Origin of the sequence: Psychroflexus halocasei (genome assembly GCF_900107595.1) — a bacterium.
Taxonomy (GTDB): Bacteria; Bacteroidota; Bacteroidia; order Flavobacteriales; family Flavobacteriaceae; genus Psychroflexus; species Psychroflexus halocasei.
Map to the genome: position 1 here is coordinate 1 of NZ_FNQF01000003.1, position 22191 is coordinate 22191.

At 32.8% G+C, this 22191-nt stretch carries 18 protein-coding genes; 13 read left to right on the top strand and 5 right to left on the bottom strand.

What is annotated here, in order from left to right; all coding sequences use genetic code 11:
* Positions 1–591 precede the first annotated feature (591 nt).
* Positions 592–939, top strand: a complete 348-nt coding sequence (locus BLV84_RS04095; protein ID WP_093240062.1) for a DoxX family protein — start codon at positions 592–594, stop codon at positions 937–939.
* A 2-nt stretch (positions 940–941) separates the two neighbouring features.
* Positions 942–1244: a TIGR03643 family protein gene (locus BLV84_RS04100; protein ID WP_093240066.1), complete on the top strand. Its 303-nt coding sequence runs from the start codon at positions 942–944 to the stop codon at positions 1242–1244.
* Here the strand turns inward: BLV84_RS04100 and BLV84_RS04105 are convergent.
* Positions 1225–1998 (bottom strand): S1/P1 nuclease, encoded by a 774-nt coding sequence (locus BLV84_RS04105; protein ID WP_093240070.1) that lies wholly within the window; start codon positions 1996–1998, stop codon positions 1225–1227. The genes BLV84_RS04100 and BLV84_RS04105 overlap by 20 nt on opposite strands.
* 80 nt (positions 1999–2078) lie before the next feature.
* Here BLV84_RS04105 and BLV84_RS04110 point away from each other — a divergent pair, with 80 nt between their 5' ends.
* From BLV84_RS04110 to BLV84_RS04120, 3 genes are read left to right on the top strand one after another with little or no spacing between them, the layout of a single operon-like run.
* A complete protein-coding gene (locus BLV84_RS04110) occupies positions 2079–3002 on the top strand; it encodes an alpha/beta hydrolase family protein (RefSeq protein ID WP_093240074.1) in 924 nt (307 codons plus the stop codon).
* 51 nt (positions 3003–3053) lie between these two features.
* Complete coding sequence (locus tag BLV84_RS04115; protein ID WP_093240077.1) at positions 3054–4322, top strand: DUF819 family protein; 1269 nt, start codon at positions 3054–3056, stop codon at positions 4320–4322.
* 15 nt (positions 4323–4337) lie between these two features.
* Positions 4338–5048 (top strand): DUF4369 domain-containing protein, encoded by a 711-nt coding sequence (locus BLV84_RS04120; protein ID WP_093240082.1) that lies wholly within the window; start codon positions 4338–4340, stop codon positions 5046–5048.
* 277 nt (positions 5049–5325) lie between these two features.
* Here the strand turns inward: BLV84_RS04120 and BLV84_RS04125 are convergent, their stop codons facing one another.
* Together BLV84_RS04125 and tilS are read right to left on the bottom strand one after the other, a co-directional pair.
* Positions 5326–7374: a protein-disulfide reductase DsbD family protein gene (locus BLV84_RS04125; RefSeq protein WP_234953092.1), complete on the bottom strand. Its 2049-nt coding sequence runs from the start codon at positions 7372–7374 to the stop codon at positions 5326–5328.
* Positions 7344–8663, bottom strand: a complete 1320-nt coding sequence (gene tilS, locus BLV84_RS04130) for a tRNA lysidine(34) synthetase TilS (RefSeq protein WP_093240091.1) — start codon at positions 8661–8663, stop codon at positions 7344–7346. The genes BLV84_RS04125 and tilS overlap by 31 nt, the downstream gene beginning before the upstream one ends.
* 257 nt (positions 8664–8920) lie before the next feature.
* Here tilS and BLV84_RS04135 point away from each other — a divergent pair, with 257 nt between their 5' ends.
* The gene (locus tag BLV84_RS04135) at positions 8921–9610 is read left to right on the top strand and encodes a DUF2490 domain-containing protein (protein WP_093240096.1); all 690 of its coding nucleotides are present in this window, start codon (positions 8921–8923) and stop codon (positions 9608–9610) included.
* Here the strand turns inward: BLV84_RS04135 and recG are convergent.
* Positions 9605–11710, bottom strand: a complete 2106-nt coding sequence (gene recG / locus BLV84_RS04140) for an ATP-dependent DNA helicase RecG (protein ID WP_093240099.1) — start codon at positions 11708–11710, stop codon at positions 9605–9607. The genes BLV84_RS04135 and recG overlap by 6 nt on opposite strands.
* A 121-nt stretch (positions 11711–11831) precedes the next feature.
* On the opposite strand from recG, the gene BLV84_RS04145 reads away from it, so the two are divergent.
* The 7 genes from BLV84_RS04145 (at position 11832) to BLV84_RS04175 (ending at position 20633) form a co-directional block, all read left to right on the top strand.
* Entirely contained in the window at positions 11832–12287 is a 456-nt protein-coding gene (locus BLV84_RS04145) for a MarR family winged helix-turn-helix transcriptional regulator (RefSeq protein ID WP_093240104.1), read from the top strand.
* Positions 12288–12290: 3 nt separating this feature from the next.
* Positions 12291–14696 (top strand): 3-hydroxyacyl-CoA dehydrogenase/enoyl-CoA hydratase family protein, encoded by a 2406-nt coding sequence (locus BLV84_RS04150; RefSeq protein WP_093240109.1) that lies wholly within the window; start codon positions 12291–12293, stop codon positions 14694–14696.
* Between the two features lie 48 nt (positions 14697–14744).
* Positions 14745–15107, top strand: a complete 363-nt coding sequence (locus tag BLV84_RS04155; protein WP_093240114.1) for a four helix bundle protein — start codon at positions 14745–14747, stop codon at positions 15105–15107.
* Between the two features lie 35 nt (positions 15108–15142).
* A complete protein-coding gene (locus BLV84_RS04160; RefSeq protein WP_093240117.1) occupies positions 15143–16333 on the top strand; it encodes an acetyl-CoA C-acyltransferase in 1191 nt (396 codons plus the stop codon).
* A 202-nt stretch (positions 16334–16535) separates the two neighbouring features.
* On the top strand, positions 16536–18335 hold the full coding sequence (locus BLV84_RS04165; RefSeq protein ID WP_093240121.1) for an acyl-CoA dehydrogenase family protein: 1800 nt from the start codon (positions 16536–16538) through the stop codon (positions 18333–18335).
* A gap of 175 nt (positions 18336–18510) precedes the next feature.
* A complete protein-coding gene (locus BLV84_RS04170) occupies positions 18511–19320 on the top strand; it encodes a hypothetical protein (protein WP_093240125.1) in 810 nt (269 codons plus the stop codon).
* A gap of 119 nt (positions 19321–19439) precedes the next feature.
* The gene (locus BLV84_RS04175; RefSeq protein ID WP_093240129.1) at positions 19440–20633 is read left to right on the top strand and encodes an LETM1-related biofilm-associated protein; all 1194 of its coding nucleotides are present in this window, start codon (positions 19440–19442) and stop codon (positions 20631–20633) included.
* Here the strand turns inward: BLV84_RS04175 and BLV84_RS04180 are convergent.
* Positions 20630–22186, bottom strand: a complete 1557-nt coding sequence (locus tag BLV84_RS04180; RefSeq protein ID WP_093240133.1) for a hypothetical protein — start codon at positions 22184–22186, stop codon at positions 20630–20632. The genes BLV84_RS04175 and BLV84_RS04180 overlap by 4 nt on opposite strands.
* Positions 22187–22191 lie beyond the last annotated feature (5 nt).

Below are 22191 nucleotides of genomic sequence, written 5' to 3' on the forward strand. Positions count from 1 at the left end.
CTTTTAAATATCTTAAATAGACTCTACAACTATTTATTCAAATCTCTCCAAATAAAAACTCAAAATTAACTTCTAGTCTTAATGCTTCATTATACATCTAAATACTATCTCTAGCACTTAAAATTGTCAATTCAATATGTCAATGAACTTCTTTAAAAAATTCTTGCCAAACCCTCAACATCCCTGCTGATAAGTTCTGTTATTTTGCGGATGCAAATGTAAAACTAATTTTTACTTTGACAAAATGTTTTTGAGAAAAATTTTTTATTTTTTTGAACCTCTTTAAAACTCAAACCAACAAAAGATCTTATCCCCCTAAAACCCTTCTCTAACACCCAACTCTCAATGATCATGCAATGCGTTATTGCGGGTGCAAAACTACAACCTTTTTTCATCTTAACAATGAACTTTTTAAAAGAAATTTGAAATAAATTTTAATCAATAGAAAACCAAGGGGTTAGAAATGGAAATTTATTTAAAAAAATTAATATCAAATTTCGCTTCTTATGAAATACCAACATTTCTAAATCTTAGTATAATTTTTTAGTACTAATTGCTTACATGTTTTCATTTTTAGTAATTTAGTAATCTATGGATACAGGTTTAATTTTTATGTCTATTATATATGTACTTGCTGGCGCCATGCATTTTATCAAACCTAGAATGTATATCGCAATTATTCCTGACTTTCTTCCTCAGAAATCAAAGTTGAATTTGTTAGCAGGTTTGATTGAAATCATTTTAGCTATTGGTTTGCTGTTTAGTCAAACTAGATCTATATCAGCGACAGGCATCATATTGATGCTTTTCATCTTCTTAATTGTTCATTTTAATATGTTGAGAAACAAGAAGACGTCAAGAGGTATTCCGCAATGGATATTAATATTAAGAATCCCTCTTCAATTCTTCTTGATTTGGTGGGCTTACATTTATATATAATTATGATAAAAGAATTTACAGAAAGAGAAATTGACAGGATAATAGAAATGGCGTGGGAAGATCGCACGCCATTTGAAGCTATTCACTTTCAATTTGGTATTGATGAAAATGATGTTATTAAATTGATGCGCAAACACATGAAAGCTTCAAGCTTTAAAATGTGGCGCAAACGCGTTCAAGGAAGAAGCGCTAAACATCAAAAATTAAGATTAGATGATGTGAGTAGATTTAAGTCTTCTAGACAAAAGCATATCACTCACAACAAAATCTCTAAATCTAAAAAGATTATCCATAAATATCATTAAGGATCGTTGCTAATCGAAGACCTCCTTTTTTAAGTTGCATTCTGACGACATCAAACCAGTCATACATATATCTGTAACTTAAATTAGTGTTTTCTTCAGTCTCGCCATAAATCTTTTTAGTTAAGCCTCTTGTGCTTTCAACCCAATCTACAACTTCACCTGACTTAACAAATTTTGTTTGAGCTTTTGACAATACTGGAAGGTTATCTGTTAACTCCGTGTAGCTCATTTTGTAACTTTCAATCATTTGAGTATCCCAAACACGGTGAATGTTTGATTCTTTATAAAACCATTTAACTTTGAAATCATTTCCTCCACGATCCTCTTTCAATCCAAAATGCAAAGGTTGGTGCATATCTCCTATTAAATGAACCAACATTTTAAGATGAAAGATTTTATCTTTTTCTGAAGCAGACTTATCTTTTAATATGGATACACATTTATTGATACCAATAACAATATCACCTTGTTCATTTTTTTCAGACTCATTATATGTTTTGTCAAAATCAACATTCGCATAATGCCAAGCCTTAAATTCATCATACTTTAAATCACTTTTAATTTCATCGGCATAAGTTGAAATCATGGCTAAACCATCACCTTTGAGCAAACGATTGATTTTTCTTTTAGCTTTTTTAGATAAATTTTGTTCGGCCACTTCACCTATAACTCTGTGACCATTTTGCCCCCAATCTTCACTAGCTTTGATATTTGTGAATTGAACTAAAAACATCAATAGTAATAAGTGCTTCATCTTTTAAATTATTTTTTTTTTCAAATATATAATGACGATGGAGACTTTAATTATATTTTTACATAATAAAATCTAAAAAAATGAAACACTTTTTACTTATACTTTTTCTTTGCCTCATAACTAAAATTTCTGCACAAACTGATACACTAAAAATTAATCAATTTATTGAAGGGACTTTTGTGAAGATCGATAGTAATGCTCCTCTAGCGATTTTAATACAAGGCTCTGGACCTACTGATCGTAATGGAAACGGATCTGGATTAAAAAGTGATCATAGTAAAATGCTTTATGAAGCACTTAACAATAAAGGAATAAACACATTTACATACGATAAGCGAACTGTGAAAATGTTGCGAGATCAAAACCTAAATGATACAATTTTATTTGATGATTTTGTTAATGATCAAATAGAAATTATTCAACATTTTAAAGATAAAGGCTACACTAACATTCATCTTATTGGTCACAGTCAAGGCTCTTTAGTTGCAATATTGGCGGCTCAAAAAGAGATAGTCGCTTCAATAATATCACTTTCAGGCACTTCAAGAACTGCCGATGAAATTATCATTGAACAAATAGAAAAACAAATGCCACAATTGTTAGATCAAGTCAAAGACAATTTTAAAAGGCTTCAAAACAATTCTAAATTAGTTGGCATGGATAACCCGATAATCTTATCTATTTTTGCAAAACAGAATCAAAAATTCATTGTTAATTATATGAAATATGATCCTTCTTTAGAAATAGAAAAACTAAATGATTTACCAATTTTGGTCGTTAATGGCGATAGAGATCTTCAAGTTCCTGTTTCTGATGCAGAAGATCTGCATAAATCTGCAAAAAACTCTGAGTTACTGATTATTGAGGATATGAATCATGTTTTAAAAATAGTTAGCGGGCAACAAGTCAATATGAAATCATATAATGATCCTGAGCATCCTGTTTCACAAAAGCTTATTGATGACATCGAAAAATTCATCAAACTACATGCTAATTCCAATTAATTTTAGTAGTGTTGAATTTTCATTTTATTTTTTAAATTTTAGATACAAGTTATGGATAACCCTTCTACTTATTTTAACAATGACGCGATTGTTTTAGGTATTTTAATGCTCAGCATTGGGCTTATTTTTTATACATCTTCAAAGAAAACAGGTTTCTGGGCTAAGTTTTACAAGTTTGTCCCTGCTCTATTAATGTGTTATTTGATTCCAGCTATTTTTAATTCTTTAGGAATTATTGATGACTCTACATCAAGTTTATACCATGTCGCGAGTCGTTATTTCCTACCAGCTTCACTTGTTTTAATGACAATTAGTATTGACTTAAAAGCAATAAAAAATCTAGGATTTAAAGCATTGATTATGTTCTTCACAGGAACGGTGGGTATTGTTATTGGAGGTCCATTAGCGATTTTGATCATCTCAACTTTCTCTCCTGAAACAGTTGGCGGACAAGGCTTTGATGCTGTTTGGAGAGGGCTTTCAACCTTAGCGGGAAGCTGGATTGGCGGCGGTGCTAACCAAGCCGCGATGCTTGAAATTTTCAAATATAATCCAGAGAAATATGGCGGAATGGTACTCGTTGACATTGTTGTTGCCAATTTATGGATGGCAATTATTCTTTTAGGAATCGGGCGTAAAAATGCAATTGACAAATGGTTAAAGTCAGATACAACTGCTATTGAAAATTTGAAAGAACGCGTCACAAACTACACAAAAAGTGTTTCACGCAAACCAAATCTAACAGACTATATGGTTATGCTTGGTATTGCATTTACAGCTGTTGGGATTGCACATTGGGGTGCAGATGGAATTTCATCATATTTGACAACAAATTTCGATGTATTTAATGACAAGACGTCTTCTTTATCTTCATTTACTTCTAAATTCTTTTGGATGATTACAATAGCCACAACTATTGGAGTGGCTTTATCTTTTACAAAAGCGAAAAAATATGAAGGTGCTGGCGCAAGTACTTTAGGTAGCGTTTTTATCTACTTCTTGGTAGCCACTATCGGTATGAAAATGGATTTAAGCATGGTTTTTGAAAATCCAGGCTTAATCCTGATTGGTTTAGTTTGGATGGCTATACATGCTGGGTTACTCATATTGGTTGCAAAACTCATTAAAGCGCCTTACTTCTTTTTGGCTGTTGGTAGTCAAGCAAACGTGGGCGGTGCTGCTTCTGCTCCAGTTGTAGCAAGTGCATTTCACCCTTCACTAGCAAGTGTTGGCGTATTACTTGCTGTATTTGGTTATGTTGTTGGTACTTACGCTGCTTTATTAACGACTTTTTTAATGGAAGGTGCTTCAAATTTATAACACATTTAATTACTCATGAAAAAAATATTATTTAGTTTACTTACTTTATCTTTCATCATTTCTTGCCAATCCTCTAAGGAATCAAATTTGAATGTCACAGGTTATGTTGATGGTCTCAAAAAAGGGAAATTGTTTTTAGAAAAATACGCTGATTCAAGTTTTCAAAGCTTAGACTCTCTGATGATAAGTGGAGATGCTCATTTTAGCTTTGAAGCTCACATTGATGAACCACAAATTATGTTTTTAAGGTTAGACGATAACAGTGGTGATGAAAATCAAGAGATCATCAAGTTTTTTGCTGAAACTGGTGATTATGACATTCAGACTAAAATGAAGAACTTCTCAAATAAAGTAAAAATTGAGACAGCCTCTAAAAATCACTCAAAATATGAAGAATACAACGAGATGATTAATAAATTTAATAATAAAAATCTTGATCTAATTGCAGCTGGGTTAAAGTTAGATGAAACTAACGAAAATGACATTAAACAAATTGATAGCTTGACCAAGCAATTCAACTCTCTTCTTAAAAGAAAATACCTTTATACAGTCAATTTTGCTGTCAATAATAAAGATTTAGAAGTTGCACCTTATGTTACTGTCGCAGAAATCTATGATGCCAATGTCAAGTATCTTGATACCATTTATAAAACATTAAATCGTAAGGTTAAGAAGTCATTATACGGGAAAGAGCTGAAGGGTTTAATTGAACTTCGCAAGGAATAAATTTCACTTAAAATAAGACTTATTTAAACCATTTAGATGTGACATCTAAATGGTTTTTTAATTTATCAATTTAAATATAAAAAAGTATGATTTCTTTTCTAAGCATTTAGAACAAAGCTTATCTTCAATTTTATTATCTATAATTCAAAAAAATCATTAATAATTAAGCAAACACAAATTTTAAAATAAGTTTAATAAGTCAAATTATTTTCAAAACAAAAACGATCTCATCATGAGATCGTTTTCTGAAAAATACTTATCGATATTAAGATTTGTCTTATTTACTTTTAAAGTTCTCAACACCTTTTTTTAACCATTCAAGATACTTGTCAGAGTTTGATTCATATCCTGAAGGTGAATTTAAGAGCTCAAGCTCAGGTGACAATAACACATAAAAAGGTTGAGAGTTGTTCTTAAAATTTAAGGTCTGAAATGTCGCCCACTTGTCGCCAACAGTTCTAATATGTTTAACTGTTCCATTATCACGTTCTATTGTAAATTTTTCATCTTCAGAAAGCTCTTTTCTTTCGTCAATATAAAGAGATATGAGAACGTAATCATCTTTAATGGTTTGGTAAACCTCAGGTATACTCCAAACCTGTTCTTCCATTTTTCGGCAGTTAACACATGCCCAACCGGTAAAGTCAAGTAATATTGGCTTATTTTGCTCTTTTGCAAAGGCAACACCTTTTTCAAATTCATGATAAGCTGTGAGACCTAATGGTCCGTTTCCTTCGTTTGCATCTGATGGATAAAGACTGTAAAATAATGGAGGTGGGAAACCACTCAATAATTTTAAGTTTGCATATGAAGTATTTGTTAAACCTGGTAATAAATAAACTGTAAATGCTAAACAAACTGTAGCAATCATTAATCTTCCTTTAGATAAAGGTTGTTTTGGTCCATCGTGTGGAAATCTAATTTTACCAAATAAATATAAGGTAAGTAAAAGTCCAACGACAACCCATATTCCAATGAAAACTTCACGTTTAAGAAAGCCCCAGTTTTCAACTAAGTCAGCGTTTGATAAAAATTTGAAAGCTAAACCAACTTCTAAAAATCCAAGAACAACTTTTACTGTATTTAACCATCCACCACTTTTTGGTAATGAGTTTAACCAGTTTGGGAATAAAGCGAATAAAGCAAATGGTAAAGCTAATGCCAAACCAAAACCTGCCATACCAAAACTTAATAACATTGCGCCTCCACTTGCTGACAGCGAACCTCCTAACAATGATCCTAAAATTGGACCTGTACATGAGAAAGAAACAATAGCTAAAGTTAATGCCATAAAAAAGATGCCAATAACACCACCAACTGATGTTGCTTTTTGGTCTAATTTATCACTCCAAGAATTGGGTAAAGTGATTTCATAATATCCGAAAAATGAGAAAGCAAAAACCATAAAAATCACAAAGAAGATGATATTTAAAGTTGTATTTGTCGAAATATTATTGAGAATCTCAGGATTAACTGAGTCAAGTAAATGGAAAGGTAAGCTTAATAAAACGTAAATTGCAAAAATGAATACGCCATAAAGGATTGCATTCATCATACCTAAGCGTTTATTAGTCGCGCTTTTTGTGAAAAATGAAACTGTTAAAGGAATCATTGGGAAAACGCAGGGTGTTAATAATGCGATAAAACCACCTATAAAACCTAAAAAGAAGACTGTCCAAATACTTGATTCTTCTTCACTTCTTTCTAAATCTTTAGAAAAAGATTTAGTGTTTTTTATATCAACTTTTAATTGATTTTGAAGCTCTGAATCTGCTTCAGTAATCTCAACTTTTTCGTTATCAACAAGAGTTAAAGCACCATCGACAACTTCATAAGTATAGTACTTTTGATCTTGTGGTAAACATTTTTCATCGTCACAAACAGAAAATAAAATTTCTAAATTAAGTTTTTCACTCGCGTCTACAACTTTGATTTTCTGTTCAAAAGTGACAGATTCTAAGAAGTATTTTAAGTCTGTTCTGAAAATTTCATCATAAGCTTCTATCCCTTCTGGCTCAATGGTTTCACCTATTATTTCATAAGCTTCACTTCCTTCAAAAGAAAAATTCAATTCAGTTGGCTCTGGCCCTAATTCGTCTTCTTTCAGTAACCGCTGGGAAGGCAAATGCCAGCCGTCAACCAACTTCGCAGTGACTTTAACGATGTAAACATCTTCTGAATCTTGCTCAACCTCAGTTGAAAAACTAATCGGGTCTACTTCATCACTAGGATCATAACCAAATTGTGCGTTTGCACTAAACATAACACCTAAAAAGGTTAACAAAAACATTCGCCTTAAGGCTTTACTAAAACTACTTTTATGCATTTTTGATCTTTATTTAACACTTTATAATTTTCATCTATTTGATGCCCGACAACCCAAATAATATTAGTTTTATCAGTCAATACCCATTGTTGTTTCCTATCTAAAACAGGAACTTTTTTATCCTTTAAATAATCCCAAACTCTCTTTCGAGATGTCATTCCTAAAGGAGAAAATTTGTCATTACTTTTAACCTTTCTTAGAAAAAGTGGAAAATTAAGTTTTTTAGGATTAATATGCGCCTGATTTTTATAGTTATTTAACTCAAAATCAGTTTTATTTAATGTAATTTGATATCCATCAATACAAACTTTATCTGTGATAGAATTAATTTCGATAACCTCATCAGCTTTTAGCTTATCTTGAAGTTTTTCACAAATCAAAAATTCTCTATCTTTCATCAAAATATGTGTGTGACTTTTCTTGAATTTCCCTGTTTCTGCAGTAAGTAAATCGACTATATTATCCCAAGATTTAAATCCTTTATCTTTTAATAAATGAAATAAAACTGTTTTCTCGTTTTTGTAAGTCTTTAACTTCTCAATTGAAATCTTAAGCTTTTGTTTATCACTAACACAAACCTCAGCTTTTATTTGAGAAATATAATCGTTTAATAAATTTTGATCTGCTTTTAAATGATCTAAGGTTTTTAAGAAAGACGCGTAAAATTGAGGCGTTTGTTTTTCTAAAACAGGAGTCACTTCATGTCGAATTGCGTTTCTAACATATTTTGTTGAAGCATTCGTGACATCTTCCTTCCATTTTAATTCATTCTTATTTGCATAATCTTCAATTTGCGCTCGCGAGAAAACCAATAAAGGTCTAAGAATCTTATCATTTTTATCTGGTATTCCGGTTAAACCCGCTAATCCAGTTCCGCGAAATAAATTAATCATGAAAGTTTCTATGGAATCGTTAAGGTGATGCGCAGTGATGAGATAATCATACTTGGTGTTTTTCAACAATTCTTTAAACCACGTGTACCTCAATTTCCTTGCTGCTTCTTGAATAGAAAGTTTTTCTTTTTCAGCAAAAGCATGTGTATCAAAAGTTTGATTAAAAATTTTGACCTTATTTTGATGAGCATAATCTTTCACAAATGCTTCATCCTTATCAGCTTCGTTTTCTCTGAGCTGAAAATTGCAATGTGCCAAAGCAAAATCCAAATGACTTTTTAAACATAAATCTGTCAAAACCATACTATCCACGCCTCCGCTGCATGCAATCAAAAAAGAAGATTCTTTTAATTCCGGAAATTGATCAGATAAAAGTTGTTGAAATTCTGAAAGCATGAATTGAAGATAAATAATCTTACAATTATAAATAAAATTTCCTGATAGAATTCTTAAAAAAGATACAAGAGTCGTCAAGCATTAGCCCAAAATTGATTTATTTTGCAACATTGAATTAAGCAAGATTTAAAGTATTTCATTTTTGACAATTATTGTTAAATGAAAAAGTGCTTTTATCTCATTTATATCAGTTAGAATCTTAAATTGCTTGCTTTTTGAAAAACTAAAATTAGATGCATCTTTTGTAATTATTTTTTATGAATTCAGTAAATCTCATCAAGTATTTTATAATTCTTATTACTTTTTTCGCTTTAAGTCATTCTCAAATGCAAGCGCAACAGAGATTTTCAATAGGTGTTATTCCTGAATTTAATTTAGACTATAAATTATCTGAACGTGTTTTTGTCAAACATGGCTTTGAATTACAAGAAATTTTCTACAATAAAGAAGATAACTTCAACCTTCAATTCAATAAAATTGATGTCCAAAATATTTTAGGTTTCATCACTTCTGAAAAATCTTCGGTTGGTGTAGGTTATCTATTCAGGATTAAAGAAGGTAATCGCTATTATCACAGAATGACTCAACAATTTTCTTTTAAAAAGGCAATTGCTGGTTTACCTATAAGTCATCGTTTGCGAACGGATCAAACTTTTTCTGATGAGAAGCCAACATTTAGATTCAGATATCGTGTCAAAACTGTTTTCAAATTTAAAGAGGAAGCGTTATCAACTGGAGACAAATATTTAGTAACGTCACTTGAAACACTTTATATCAGAGAATCTCAATCTGATGATATTGAAAATAGAGTTTATTTAGGCTTAGGTTTTTTGATTAACTCAAAAAGTGATTTTGAAATCGGGTTAGACTGGCGAACTGATGATTATCTCGTTTCAGGTTTTAGAAACAGATTATGGTTTACTGCTAGCTATTCTTATCATTTATGAGATGTAATTCCAGATTGTTTTTCCTTTAGTCAGTTGATTGTAAGTTGAAATTAAAACTTGATGCTCTGGATGTTCAAATCCTGGATCGTTTTTTACAATATGTTGCGCATAACTTCTCGCCGTTTTTAAGAGCTGATTATCTTTAACTAAATCAGCGATTTTTAAATCTAAAACACCACTTTGTTGCGTTCCCATTAAATCTCCTGGGCCGCGTAATTTTAAGTCAATTTCTGAAAGTTTAAATCCGTCATTGGTTTGCGTCATGGCTTGCATTCTGGTTTTTGCATCTTCACCTAATTTCTTACCTGTCATTAATATACAATAACTTTGCTCTGCTCCTCGCCCAACACGTCCACGTAATTGATGTAATTGTGATAAACCAAATCGCTCAGCACTTTCAATAATCATGACACTTGCATTAGGCACATTAACACCAACTTCTATCACGGTTGTTGCCACCATAATATGTGTTTTCCCTTCTGCAAAACGTTGCATTTCATAAGCCTTATCTTCAGGTTTCATTTGTCCATGCAAAATAGAGGTTTGATATTTTGGCATTGGGAAATCGCGCGCAATACTTTCATAACCATCCATCAAGTCTTTGTAATCAAAATTTGAAGATTCTTCAATGAGCGGATAAACAATATAAACTTGTCTGCCTTTATCAATTTCATCACGAATAAACTGAAAAACACTCAATCGATGGCTATCAAACCGATGAACAGTTTTAATGGGTTTTCGGCCTGGAGGAAGTTCATCTATAACTGAAATATCAAGATCTCCATACAAACTCATTGCTAAAGTTCGTGGGATCGGTGTCGCTGTCATCACCAAAACATGTGGTGGCAAATCATTTTTTTTCCATAATTTTGCACGTTGTTTAACACCAAATCTGTGTTGCTCATCAATAATGGCAAGACCTAAATTTTTAAATTGAACTTTATCTTCTATCAAGGCATGCGTCCCAATAAGCAAATGCAACTCTCCACTCATCAAATCGTCATGAATCTTTTTTCTTTCCTTCGTTTTTGAAGAACCTGTCAGAACGGCAACATTCAAGTCTAAAGATTCACACAACTCTGAAATACCTTCATAATGTTGTTGCGCAAGAATTTCTGTTGGTGCCATTAAGCAAGCCTGAAAGCCATTATCAATCGCCATCAACATACTCATAAAACCAACAATCGTTTTACCAGAGCCTACATCGCCTTGTAATAAACGGTTCATTTGTGCATTGCTACCGACATCTTTTCTGATTTCTCGTAACACACGTTTTTGAGCGTTAGTCAATTCAAAACTCAATCCGTTTTTATAAAATTCATTAAAGTATGTGCCGACTTTTGAAAAAGTGTATCCTTTAATTTTTTTTTGGTTAACAATTTTTTGTCTGAGTAATCGAAGTTGTACAAAAAAGAATTCTTCAAACTTAAACCTAAACTGTGCTTTCGATAAATGATCTAAGCTTTTCGGAAAATGAATATGTCGCATCGCTTCTGCTCTATCCATCAGCTTTAAATCTTCACAAATCGATTTAGGTAAATTTTCGACAAAAACAGATTGCGCTGTTGATAGCAATTGATAAATCGACTTCATCAACAATGTATTTGAAACTCCTTTTCGGATGAGTTTTTCTGAAGAAGGATAGACAGGTTGAAGTGGAATTCTTCCTTTATTCTTATGTGTTTCAAGAAGTTCAATTTCAGGATGGGCAATGCTAAATTGTCCATTAAAATAATTCAATTTTCCGAAAACAACATACGTTACATTTGTTTTTAGTTTATCAAGAATCCATTTATATGAGCGAAACCAAACTAACTCAATATGTCCGGTTTCATCTTCAAAATCGGCAACTAAACGTTTTCCCTTTTTCTGCTTCACATAACGAATACCTGTAATTTTTCCAATAATCTGAACTTCAACTGAAGCCTCTCTTAACTCAGAAATTTTTCTGTATGATGATTTGTCTATATATCTATTCGGAAAAATATTTAGAAGATCCTGAAACACAAAAACATCAAATTCCTTTTTAAGAACTTCAGCTTTTTGAGGTCCAACCCCTTTTAGATATTCAATCGGTGTTTGCAGTTTTGATGCATTCATGCGACGAAGATAAAACTTATTCAGAATTTTATGAAGAAAAGAAAAAAGAGCTCATAAATTTTTCAATTTATTATGCGTGCATAGTAAATTTTTATTACATTTGGAGGACTATAAAATAAAAATGAGAGACAAAACAATAGATTACATATTAAAATCAACTTGGATTGCCGTGACTAAAATGTATAATGAAGAGGCTGCTAAAAAAGGAAGCACAATGTCAACAGGCTTTGCTTTGTTAAGCATTGACCCTGAAAAAGGAACGCCATCAACTGCTTTAGGTCCAAAAATGGGTGTTGAGTCAACGAGCTTGTCAAGAACTTTAAAGAACATGCAAGACAAAGGTTTGATCACACGTACTAAAAATCCCAAAGATGGAAGAAGTGTTTTAATACACCTGACAGATTTTGGCCTTGATATGCGCGACTTCTCCAAAGAGGTTGTGTTAGGTTTTGATCAAGCGGTAAAGGAAAATATTCCTCAGGAAAAATTAGACACTTTTTTAGAAGTGGCTGAGAAAATCCAAGACATGATTACAGAAAAATCGATTTACAAAAATAAAGTTTATAAAAACGCATAATCAATGAAGAGAAGAATCAAAAAAGTAGCTGTTGTTGGTTCAGGAATTATGGGTAGCGCAATTGCTTGTCACTTCGCCAATATTGGTGTGGAAGTTATTTTGCTAGACATCGTCCCGAATGAACTCAGCGAAAAAGAAAAGAAACAAGGTAAAAGTTTAGAAGATAAGTCTGTGAGAAATAGAATTGTTGATGATGCTTTAAAAACATCTCTCAAGTCTAATCCTTCTCCTATTTATCATCAAGATTTTGCTAAAAGAATTACAACAGGAAATTTAGAAGACGACATCAAGAAGGTTAAAGATGTTGATTGGATTATTGAGGTCGTTGTTGAACGTCTTGACATCAAGCAACAAGTTTTTGAAAAACTTGAAAAACATAGAACGCCAGGTACTTTGATTTCTTCAAACACTTCTGGTATTCCTATTAAATTTATGACAAAAGACAGAAGTGATGATTTCAAGAAACACTTCTGCGGAACGCACTTCTTTAATCCACCGAGATACCTCAAACTCTTAGAGATTATTCCCGGTCCTGAGACCTCAGAAGAAGTTTTAGAATTTTTAAACAATTATGGTGAGAAATTCTTAGGCAAAACAACTGTAGTTGCTAAAGATACGCCTGCATTTATCGGTAACAGAATCGGTATTTTCAGCATCATGAGTCTTTTCCATATGGTTAAAGAAATGGATATGACAATTGAAGAAGTTGACAAATTGACTGGTCCCGTGATCGGTAGACCAAAATCTGCAACCTTCAGAACTGTTGATGTTGTTGGTTTAGATACTTTGGTTCATGTTGCTAATGGTCTTTATGACAATGTACCAAAAGATGAACGCCATGATTTATTTAAGCTTCCAGATTTCATCGAAAAAATGATGGATAACAAATGGTTGGGAAGCAAAACTGGTCAAGGCTTTTATAAAAAAGTTAAGAAAGAAGATGGCTCAAGTGAAATCAAATCTCTTGATTTAAACACACTTGAGTATCGTGAAAAAAAACGTGCAAAATTCGATGTGCTGGACAAAACAAAATCAGTTGATGTTGTCGCAGATCGTTTTCCGATATTAATTGAAGGTAAAGATAAAGCTGGAGAATTCTACCGTAAGAATTTTGCAGCTTTATTTGCTTATGTACAACATCGTATTCCTGAAATTACAGATGCATTATATAAAATTGATGATGCGATGAAAGCTGGATTTGGTTGGAAACACGGTCCTTTCCAAATATGGGACGCCGTAGGTCTAGACAAAGGAATCGAGCTGATGAAAGCTGAAGGCTACGAAGTTGCAGAATGGATTGAAGAACTTAGCAAAAGCGAACACAATTCATTTTACAGCGTTAAAGATGGTCAAACATTATATTATGATATCGATCAAAAATCTTTCGCAAAAATTCCTGGCCAAGATGACTTTATCATTTTAGACAATATCCGTCAGAGCAATGAAGTCTTTAGTAATAAAGATTTAGTCGCAACAGATTTAGGTGATGGCATTTTAAATATTGAGTTCAGAAGCAAAATGAACTCAATTGGTGGCGATGTTCTTAATGGTATTAACACATCCATGGATATTGCTGAACGTGATTTTGATGGTGTTGTCATTTCAAATACGGGTGATAATTTTTCAGTTGGTGCTAACATCGGTATGATTTTCATGTTTGCAGTTGAGCAAGAATATGAAGAGTTGCATGGCGCGATTAAATATTTCCAAGACACGATGATGCGTATGCGTTACTCATCAATTCCAGTTGTTGCTGCGCCACATCAAATGGCTTTAGGTGGCGGATGCGAAATTTCTATGCATGCTGATAAAATTGTCGCTCACGCAGAAACTTACATCGGTTTAGTTGAGTTTGGCGTTGGTGTTATTCCTGGCGGAGGCGGATCCAAAGAAATGGCTCGCCGTGCAGCAATGACTTACCAAAAAGATGATGTTGAATTGAATCGTTTACGCGAAAACTTCCTAACTATCGGAATGGCTAAAGTCGCTAAATCGGCACACGAAGCTTATGATTTAAATATCTTAGAACGCGGAAAAGACATTGTTGTTGTCAGTCGTGATCGTCAACTCGCTATAGCAAAGCAACATGCTTTAATGATGGCAGAAAACGGATATACACAACCAGTCAAAACCAATAATATTAAAGTATTAGGAAGACAAGCCTTAGGTGCATTTTTAGTTGGTACAGATCAAATGAAAGCAGGTAGATACATCAGTGAACACGATCAGAAAATCGCTAACAAGTTAGCTTATGTTATGTCGGGTGGAGATTTAACGAGTCCACAATATGTATCAGAGCAATACTTACTCGATTTAGAACGAGAAGCATTCTTATCATTATGTGGTGAAAGAAAAACATTAGAACGTTTACAACACATGATAAAGAAAGGGAAACCATTAAGGAATTAAAAGTTGGATGTTAGACCATAGATTTTAGATAGAAGTAGTTTTTAATTTATGCACAATTATAAAGAATTGAAAATTTGGCAGAAGTCTATTGATTTAGTTGAAAATGTGTTTCAACTTATCAGAGAATTACCTCTTTCTGAAAAATATGGTTTGATTGATCAAATAAAAAGAAGTGCTATTTCAGTTCCATCAAATATTGCTGAAGGAGCTGGTAGAAATAGCAACAAAGATTTTAGAAGGTTTTTATCAATTTCTAAAGGATCTTTAAATGAGCTCAATACTCAGCTTATTATTAGCAATCGTTTGAATTTTATTGACAACGATAAGCTTAATCAGCTAGAGAAAGATATTAACGAAATACAGAAAATAATCTATAAATTTAATCAAAACTTAGAAAGTAAGAACAATTAAATCTTATGTCTAAGTTCTGAAATCTAAAATTCAATATGAAAACAGCATATATAGTAAAAGGATATCGAACAGCAGTTGGCAAGGCGCCAAAAGGTGTTTTCAGGTTTAAAAGACCTGATGATTTGGCTGCTGAAACCATCAATTATATGATGAAGCAATTGCCTGAATTCGATAAAAATAGAATAGACGACGTCATTGTCGGAAACGCAATGCCAGAAGCTGAACAAGGCCTAAATGTTGGGCGTTTAATCTCTCTAATGGGATTAGAAACAGAAGCCGTTCCTGGTGTAACTGTAAATAGATATTGTGCATCTGGCCTAGAAACAATTGCAATGGCAACTGCAAAAATACAAAGCGGAATGGCCGATTGTATTATTGCTGGCGGTACAGAAAGCATGAGTTATATCCCTATGGGAGGTTACAAGCCTGTTCCGAATTACAAAACTGCAAAAGCAGGAAACGAAAGTTACTATTGGGGAATGGGCCTAACGGCTGAAGCTGTCGCAAAAGAATACAATGTCTCTAAAGAAGACCAAAATGAATTTGCTTACAACTCACATCAAAAGGCAATAAAAGCTCAAAAAGAAGATCGTTTTCAAGATCAAATTGCTCCAATTGAAGTTGAAGATATTTTTGTCGATAAGAATAACAAAAAACAATCTAAAAAATACACGGTCAATAAAGATCAAGGCCCACGTGCAGATACATCAATTGAAGTTTTAAATAAACTCAGACCCGTTTTTGCAGAAAAAGGAAGTGTGACAGCTGGGAATTCATCACAAATGAGTGATGGTGCTGCATTTGTGATGGTGATGAGCGAAGAGATGGTGAAAGAATTAAATCTCGAACCCATTGCAAGACTGGTCAGTTACGCAGCTGTTGGTGTTGAACCTCGTATTATGGGAATCGGACCTGTGAAAGCAATTCCAAAAGCCTTAAAACAAGCAGGTTTAAAACTTGACGATATCAGCTTAATTGAATTAAATGAAGCCTTTGCTTCACAATCTTTAGCTGTGAAAAGAGAACTCGGCATCAATCAAGACATTCTGAATGTCAATGGCGGCGCAATAGCTATGGGACACCCTCTTGGATGTACTGGCGCTAAACTCTCAGTTCAGATTTTTGATGAAATGAGAAAACGTCAACTTAATGATAAATACGCTATGGTAACAATGTGCGTTGGAACAGGACAAGGTGCTGCAGGCGTTTATGAGTTTTTAAAATAGAATAATAAGTGGTGAGTACTGAGTGGTGAGTATAAATTATTCATGATTATGAAAATAATGAAATACAAAGAATGTTATACAAGCTTATTCAATCCAAATCAATGACTTAAACAACTGAATACTTATGACTTGATACTCAATACTGACTACTAATTACTATCAACTAAATACTAGATTACTGAATACTAAAACAAAAATAAAAATGGAAGCAAAAGATGATATGATTCGCGGTGGACAATTCATTGTCACCGAAACTAAAGCTGAAGATGTCTTCACACCAGAAGATTTTTCAGATGAACAAAAAATGATGCGCGACTCTGTAAAAGAGTTCGTTGATAGAGAAATATGGCCTAAAAAAGAAGAATTCGAAAAGAAAAACTACGACTTAACCGAAGAAATTATGCGTAAAGCTGGTGAGCTCGGATTTTTAGGCGTCGCCGTTCCTGAAGAATATGATGGTTTAGGAATGGATTTCGTTTCAACAATGTTGGTTTGTGATTATATTTCTGGAGCAACTGGCTCAATTGCAACAGCTTTTGGAGCACATACAGGAATTGGAACTTTACCGATTACATTATACGGAACTGAGGAGCAAAAGAAAAAATATATTCCAAAACTAGCAACTGGCGAATGGTTTGGTGCTTATTGTTTAACTGAACCTGATGCAGGATCTGACGCAAATTCAGGAAAAACAAAAGCTGTTTTAACTGAAGATGGAAAGCACTATAAAATTTCTGGTCAAAAAATGTGGATTTCCAATGCTGGCTTTTGCGACTTATTCATTGTTTTTGCTCGTATTGAAGATGATAAAAACATCACCGGATTTATTGTCGAAAAAGATCTTGACAATGGCATCTCTTTAGGAGAAGAAGAAAAAAAATTAGGAATTCACTCCTCTTCTACGCGACAAGTTTTCTTTAGCGATACAAAAGTACCAGTTGAAAACATTTTAGGTGAAAGAAATGGAGGATTCAAAATCGCAATGAATGCTTTAAACGTTGGCCGTATCAAATTAGCTGCTGCATGCTTAGATGCTCAACGCCGTGTGATTGATTCTGCTGTTAAATATGCAAATGACCGTGTACAATTCAATACACCAATTGCAAAATTTGGAGCCATTCGTTCGAAATTAGCTGAAATGGCGACAGCAGTTTATACTGATGAAGCTGCTTCATACAGAGCCGCAAAAAATATTGAAGATAGAATTCACCTAAGAAAAGAAAGCGGAAATTCTCCTCAAGAAGCTGAATTAAAAGGTGTTGAGGAATTTGCAATTGAATGCTCCATCTTAAAAGTTGCAGTTTCAGAAGATGCTCAAGATTGTACTGATGAAGGAATCCAGATTTACGGTGGTATGGGCTTTTCTGCTGATACACCAATGGAATCAGCTTGGAGAGATGCGCGTATTTCTCGTATTTATGAAGGGACAAACGAAATTAACAGAATGCTTTCAGTCGGTATGCTTATGAAGAAAGCAATGAAAGGTCATATCGATTATATGGGGCCTGCTCAAGCTGTCGCTGATGAGTTAACCGGAATTCCATCTTTCGACACGCCTGACTATTCCGAATTATTTTCAGAAGAAAAAGCAATGCTTCAGAAGTTGAAAAAAGTCTTTTTGATGGTATCAGGTAGTGCCGCACAAAAATTTGGTGCTGAACTTGAAGATCATCAGCAATTGCTATTAGCTTCTTCAGATATTCTTATCGAGATTTACATGGCTGAATCTGCTCTTTTAAGAGCTGAAAAGAATGCCAAAAAAGAAGGAGAAGAAGCTCAGAAAGTTCAAATTGCAATGGCTAAATTAAGACTTTACCAAGCTGTTGAAAAAATTTCGCAAAAAGCAAAAGAAGGAATTATTTCATTTGCTGAAGGTGACGAGCAAAAAATGATGCTCATGGGCTTAAAAAGATTTACGAAGTATGACAACTATCCAAATGTTGTTGAATTAAGGAACATTATCGCTGATAAAGTGACTGAAGATAACACTTATAACTTCTAAAATATTTTATCAAATTATTGAAAAAGCTGTAAGTTATTATAATTTGCAGCTTTTTTGTTTCAACTAGGTTGGACTTCAAATAAGAAATCTTACTAAAATAAGTGTTAATAAAACAAAAAATGAGTTGAGTTGATTTTTCTGATTTGTAATTTTATTCAAACAAAAAAATAAAATCATGAAAACAAAAATTATTGCAAGTTTGTTAATACTCTCAGTAATGACAATATCATGTCAAACAAACACTGAAAAGAAAGAAGATAAGCAGGAGAAAAAAGAAATGAAGAAAACTGGTGAAGCTAAAAAAATCAGTATCACTCCATTTAATGCCTCTGATAAGTTTCCAGATGCAAGCTTAAAACTGAAAGGCGAACAAGAAATTGATCTAAAAGAAGGCGAATCGACTTTTAAGTTTGATGTCGAAAATTATGAATTAGGTATTCCAACTGAAACTGAGAACATGACAGGCATCGCAAATTCTGATAAAGGACAACATATTCATGTTATTATTGATAATGAACCATATTCTGCGCATTATGAGAGTGATGTGACTAAAAAATTTGATCAAGGTGAGCACGTCATGTTAGCATTCTTATCGAGATCTTATCATGAATCTGTGAAAAATGAAAATTCATTTTTAGTCAGAAAATTAAAAGTTGGCGAACCAAATGACAATCAGAAAATGGATGTTGACTTTGAAGCTGAACACTTATTTTACAGCAGACCCAAAGGAACTTACGAAGGAAAAGATACCAAAAAAGTTTTATTAGATTTCTTTTTAGTCAACACGGATTTATCTAAAGATGGTAATAAAGTTTTGGCTAGAATTAATGGCCAAGAATTTGAAATTGACAAATGGCAACCTTATTTAATTAAAGGTATGCCAATGGGTAAAAATACTATTGAACTTCAATTAGTTGATGAAAATGATAATCCTGTTGAAGGACCTTTCAATACAGTCAAAAGAGAAATTACACTGAAAAAATAAATACTTTTTAAAATTTTTATAACTGAGGCTGTTTTTAAAACCATAAGATGAATTCAAAATCTTGTGACTTTCTAAACAGCCTCTTTTTTATTACTTTTACTCGCAAACGATAATTAAACATGAGTGTAAATCCTTCCGCAAATGCTTGGGTCATTAAGCTTCTAAATATTTTAAAAAATCAAAATATAGGTGCTGAAAAATTATATCCCTTATTAAGAAAAAATGGATTTATTTATGGCACCAATTTAAATGAAATATATGCTTCTACTCCACATAAACTCAATTACACTCGGGAAGAATTAGCAAAGCTTAATCTATTATCCGCTTTGTTTTATGTCCATCAAATCGAATTTCCAAATCGAGATCTTTCAGACTTTCAGGATAAATTAATTTCTTTTTATGGTCAAATTCAAATTGAAAAGAAACATAAATTTTTTGAATGGCCTAGTTTTAAGTCAAAACCAGATGTCCAGATTGAAAAATTGATGCATCAACGCATCAAAGCAAAGACAAATTTATTAGAGAAAAACTTTAGCAATATTGTAACCAACACCCTTTTAAATATTGATGTTGAGTGTTTTAAAGCTTTCTGCCAAGGTCACAAGCAAATTATTGAATTTGCATCACATCTTGAAGCGACTCTTATCAACGTCATTAGTATTGGTTTACATAAAAAATCTAACAAAAGTAATTACGAAGAATTGCTTATTAAGTTACTAGAAAGCTCACTGCGCTATCAGGATACACAAATTGAGAATTTTGAAAATATCAATTTGATTAATTTCAATCAGTTTAAAAATAAATCAACTAAACTTTATATTCTGGATGCTGCGGCTATGAGTATTTTTAGTGATGAAATTGTTGATGATCAAGAGCGAAAATTCATTCATGAATTGGGTCAACTTCTTAAACTTTCATCAGATGAAATTCATGAAAGCATCAAAAGCATATCGAGTTTTGTAAGAGAGAATTACGATAAAATTCCTTATTTCAATAATGCGAATCCTATCAAAAATTTTTATGATAAAACGTATAGAAGTACTTCCCTATTAATTATTAGAAATAAAAATCGATTGATAAAAGAGATTTCGCAAAGCAAAGAACTCTTGATTTTACTTAAAAAATCAACTCACACTGACTTAAGTCATGATGAAAAGAAAATTGTTAAGCGACAATTGATGGATATTTTTAAAAGCATTCCTTCTCTTGCCATTTTTGCAATTCCAGGCGGAAGCGTTCTATTACCGATCATTATTAAATTGATACCTACTCTACTTCCTTCGGCTTTTAATGAAAATTTAGAAGAAAATTAATCTTCCTCAAAAAGTATACTTTGATAAGCTCCCATATCAGGATTAGAAGTTCTGTCAATACCTAAAAGATCAAGTGGAACTTGATTAGCCGTTACTGGATTTGCAGTTCCATTTGCTGAAGATTCATCACTGATAATAAGTTCATTATCAAATGGTTTTTTGAATTCTGGATTCTCATTTAAAATCAAATTTTGATAAATAGATGAATCTGAAAAATCATAAATTGCTTCATCTGCATATTTATTGCTGTAATCATTAAACCTGATCAACGAATGATCAAAATTAACGTCAAAATTTGCTTGATCAGAAATTGAATAGAGGAGTTCAATATTTTCATTTCCGTAAATGATACAATTTGAAAAATCAGCTTTTAAATCAGCTACAAAAATTTGATCTTGTGTTTCAAGTTTGTTTTCAATCAAAACACTTGGAAATTCACGGTAACTATTCTGCCAATAATTGGCAAAAGTCGAATGCTTAAAATCGTAAATTCCACCTAATGACAAATTTAATGAGGCTTGACCTGAGTTATTAATCACGAGATTTTCTGCAACAACATGACCAGTTCTTGCCAATAATCCAACATTAGATGAATTGTAAATCTGTGTATTTTTAATTTGTAAAGTCGGATTTGCTGTCCCATCATTTGAATCCATCAAAAGACCAACACTTGCATTTTTGATGGTCACATGCTCAAACTTATGATTAGTACTGCCCTGCGTTAACCAAATTGAGTTCCACTGGCCTGGCACATCTGAATATTCTGGTTCAAGACGATCAGACTCAAAAATAATTTCGTTTTCTAATAATTCAGCATCACTGCTATAATCGCCAATGGCATGAATTGAAGCTTGATTTGCAGCAATTAAACCACTATTTTCATGAAAGTGTAATCGTGCGCCTGGCTGAATTTCTAAAGTTTTTTGAGGTGGAATTCCTGCAAAGCCATATATCACATAAGGTTTTTCGTCAGTCATTGTAAGTTCGTTATCTTCAAGGTAAAATCCATCAATACGGATTTCTTCACCATCAGCGTCTAAACCTAATAAAAGTGTTTCTGTTGTTCCATCAGGATAACGTTCTGGAAATAAAAATACTGCATCTTTAATAAGACTGACCAGTTGCACTTCTTGTTGAGATGAAGCATGGTCAAAAATTAATTTATCTGTGTATAAAAACTCAACATCATTTTGACTTAAGTTTTTAATATCTGCGGTGACTTCAACAAAAACGAAGATGCTATCATTTGCTAAAATTTCAACATCATTCAACATTTTTCCAGAGCGTCCGTTGACATTTAAACGAAAGTAAGAATTATCGCCTTTCTCCAAATTCACTTGCGGAATACTGATGTCTTTATCCGATTGATTGTAAACTTTCATTTGATAAGTGCTCGACCCAATATTTGAAAAAATGGTATCTAGATAAAGCGTATCTTTTGAAAATCTTAAGTTATCAGATGTACTTATTGTCGTGCTAAAATCTTCACGACAAGAGCTCACGCTAACAATTAAGAAAAAAACAGCTATAATTCCTATAAGATTTTTTAGCATGATTG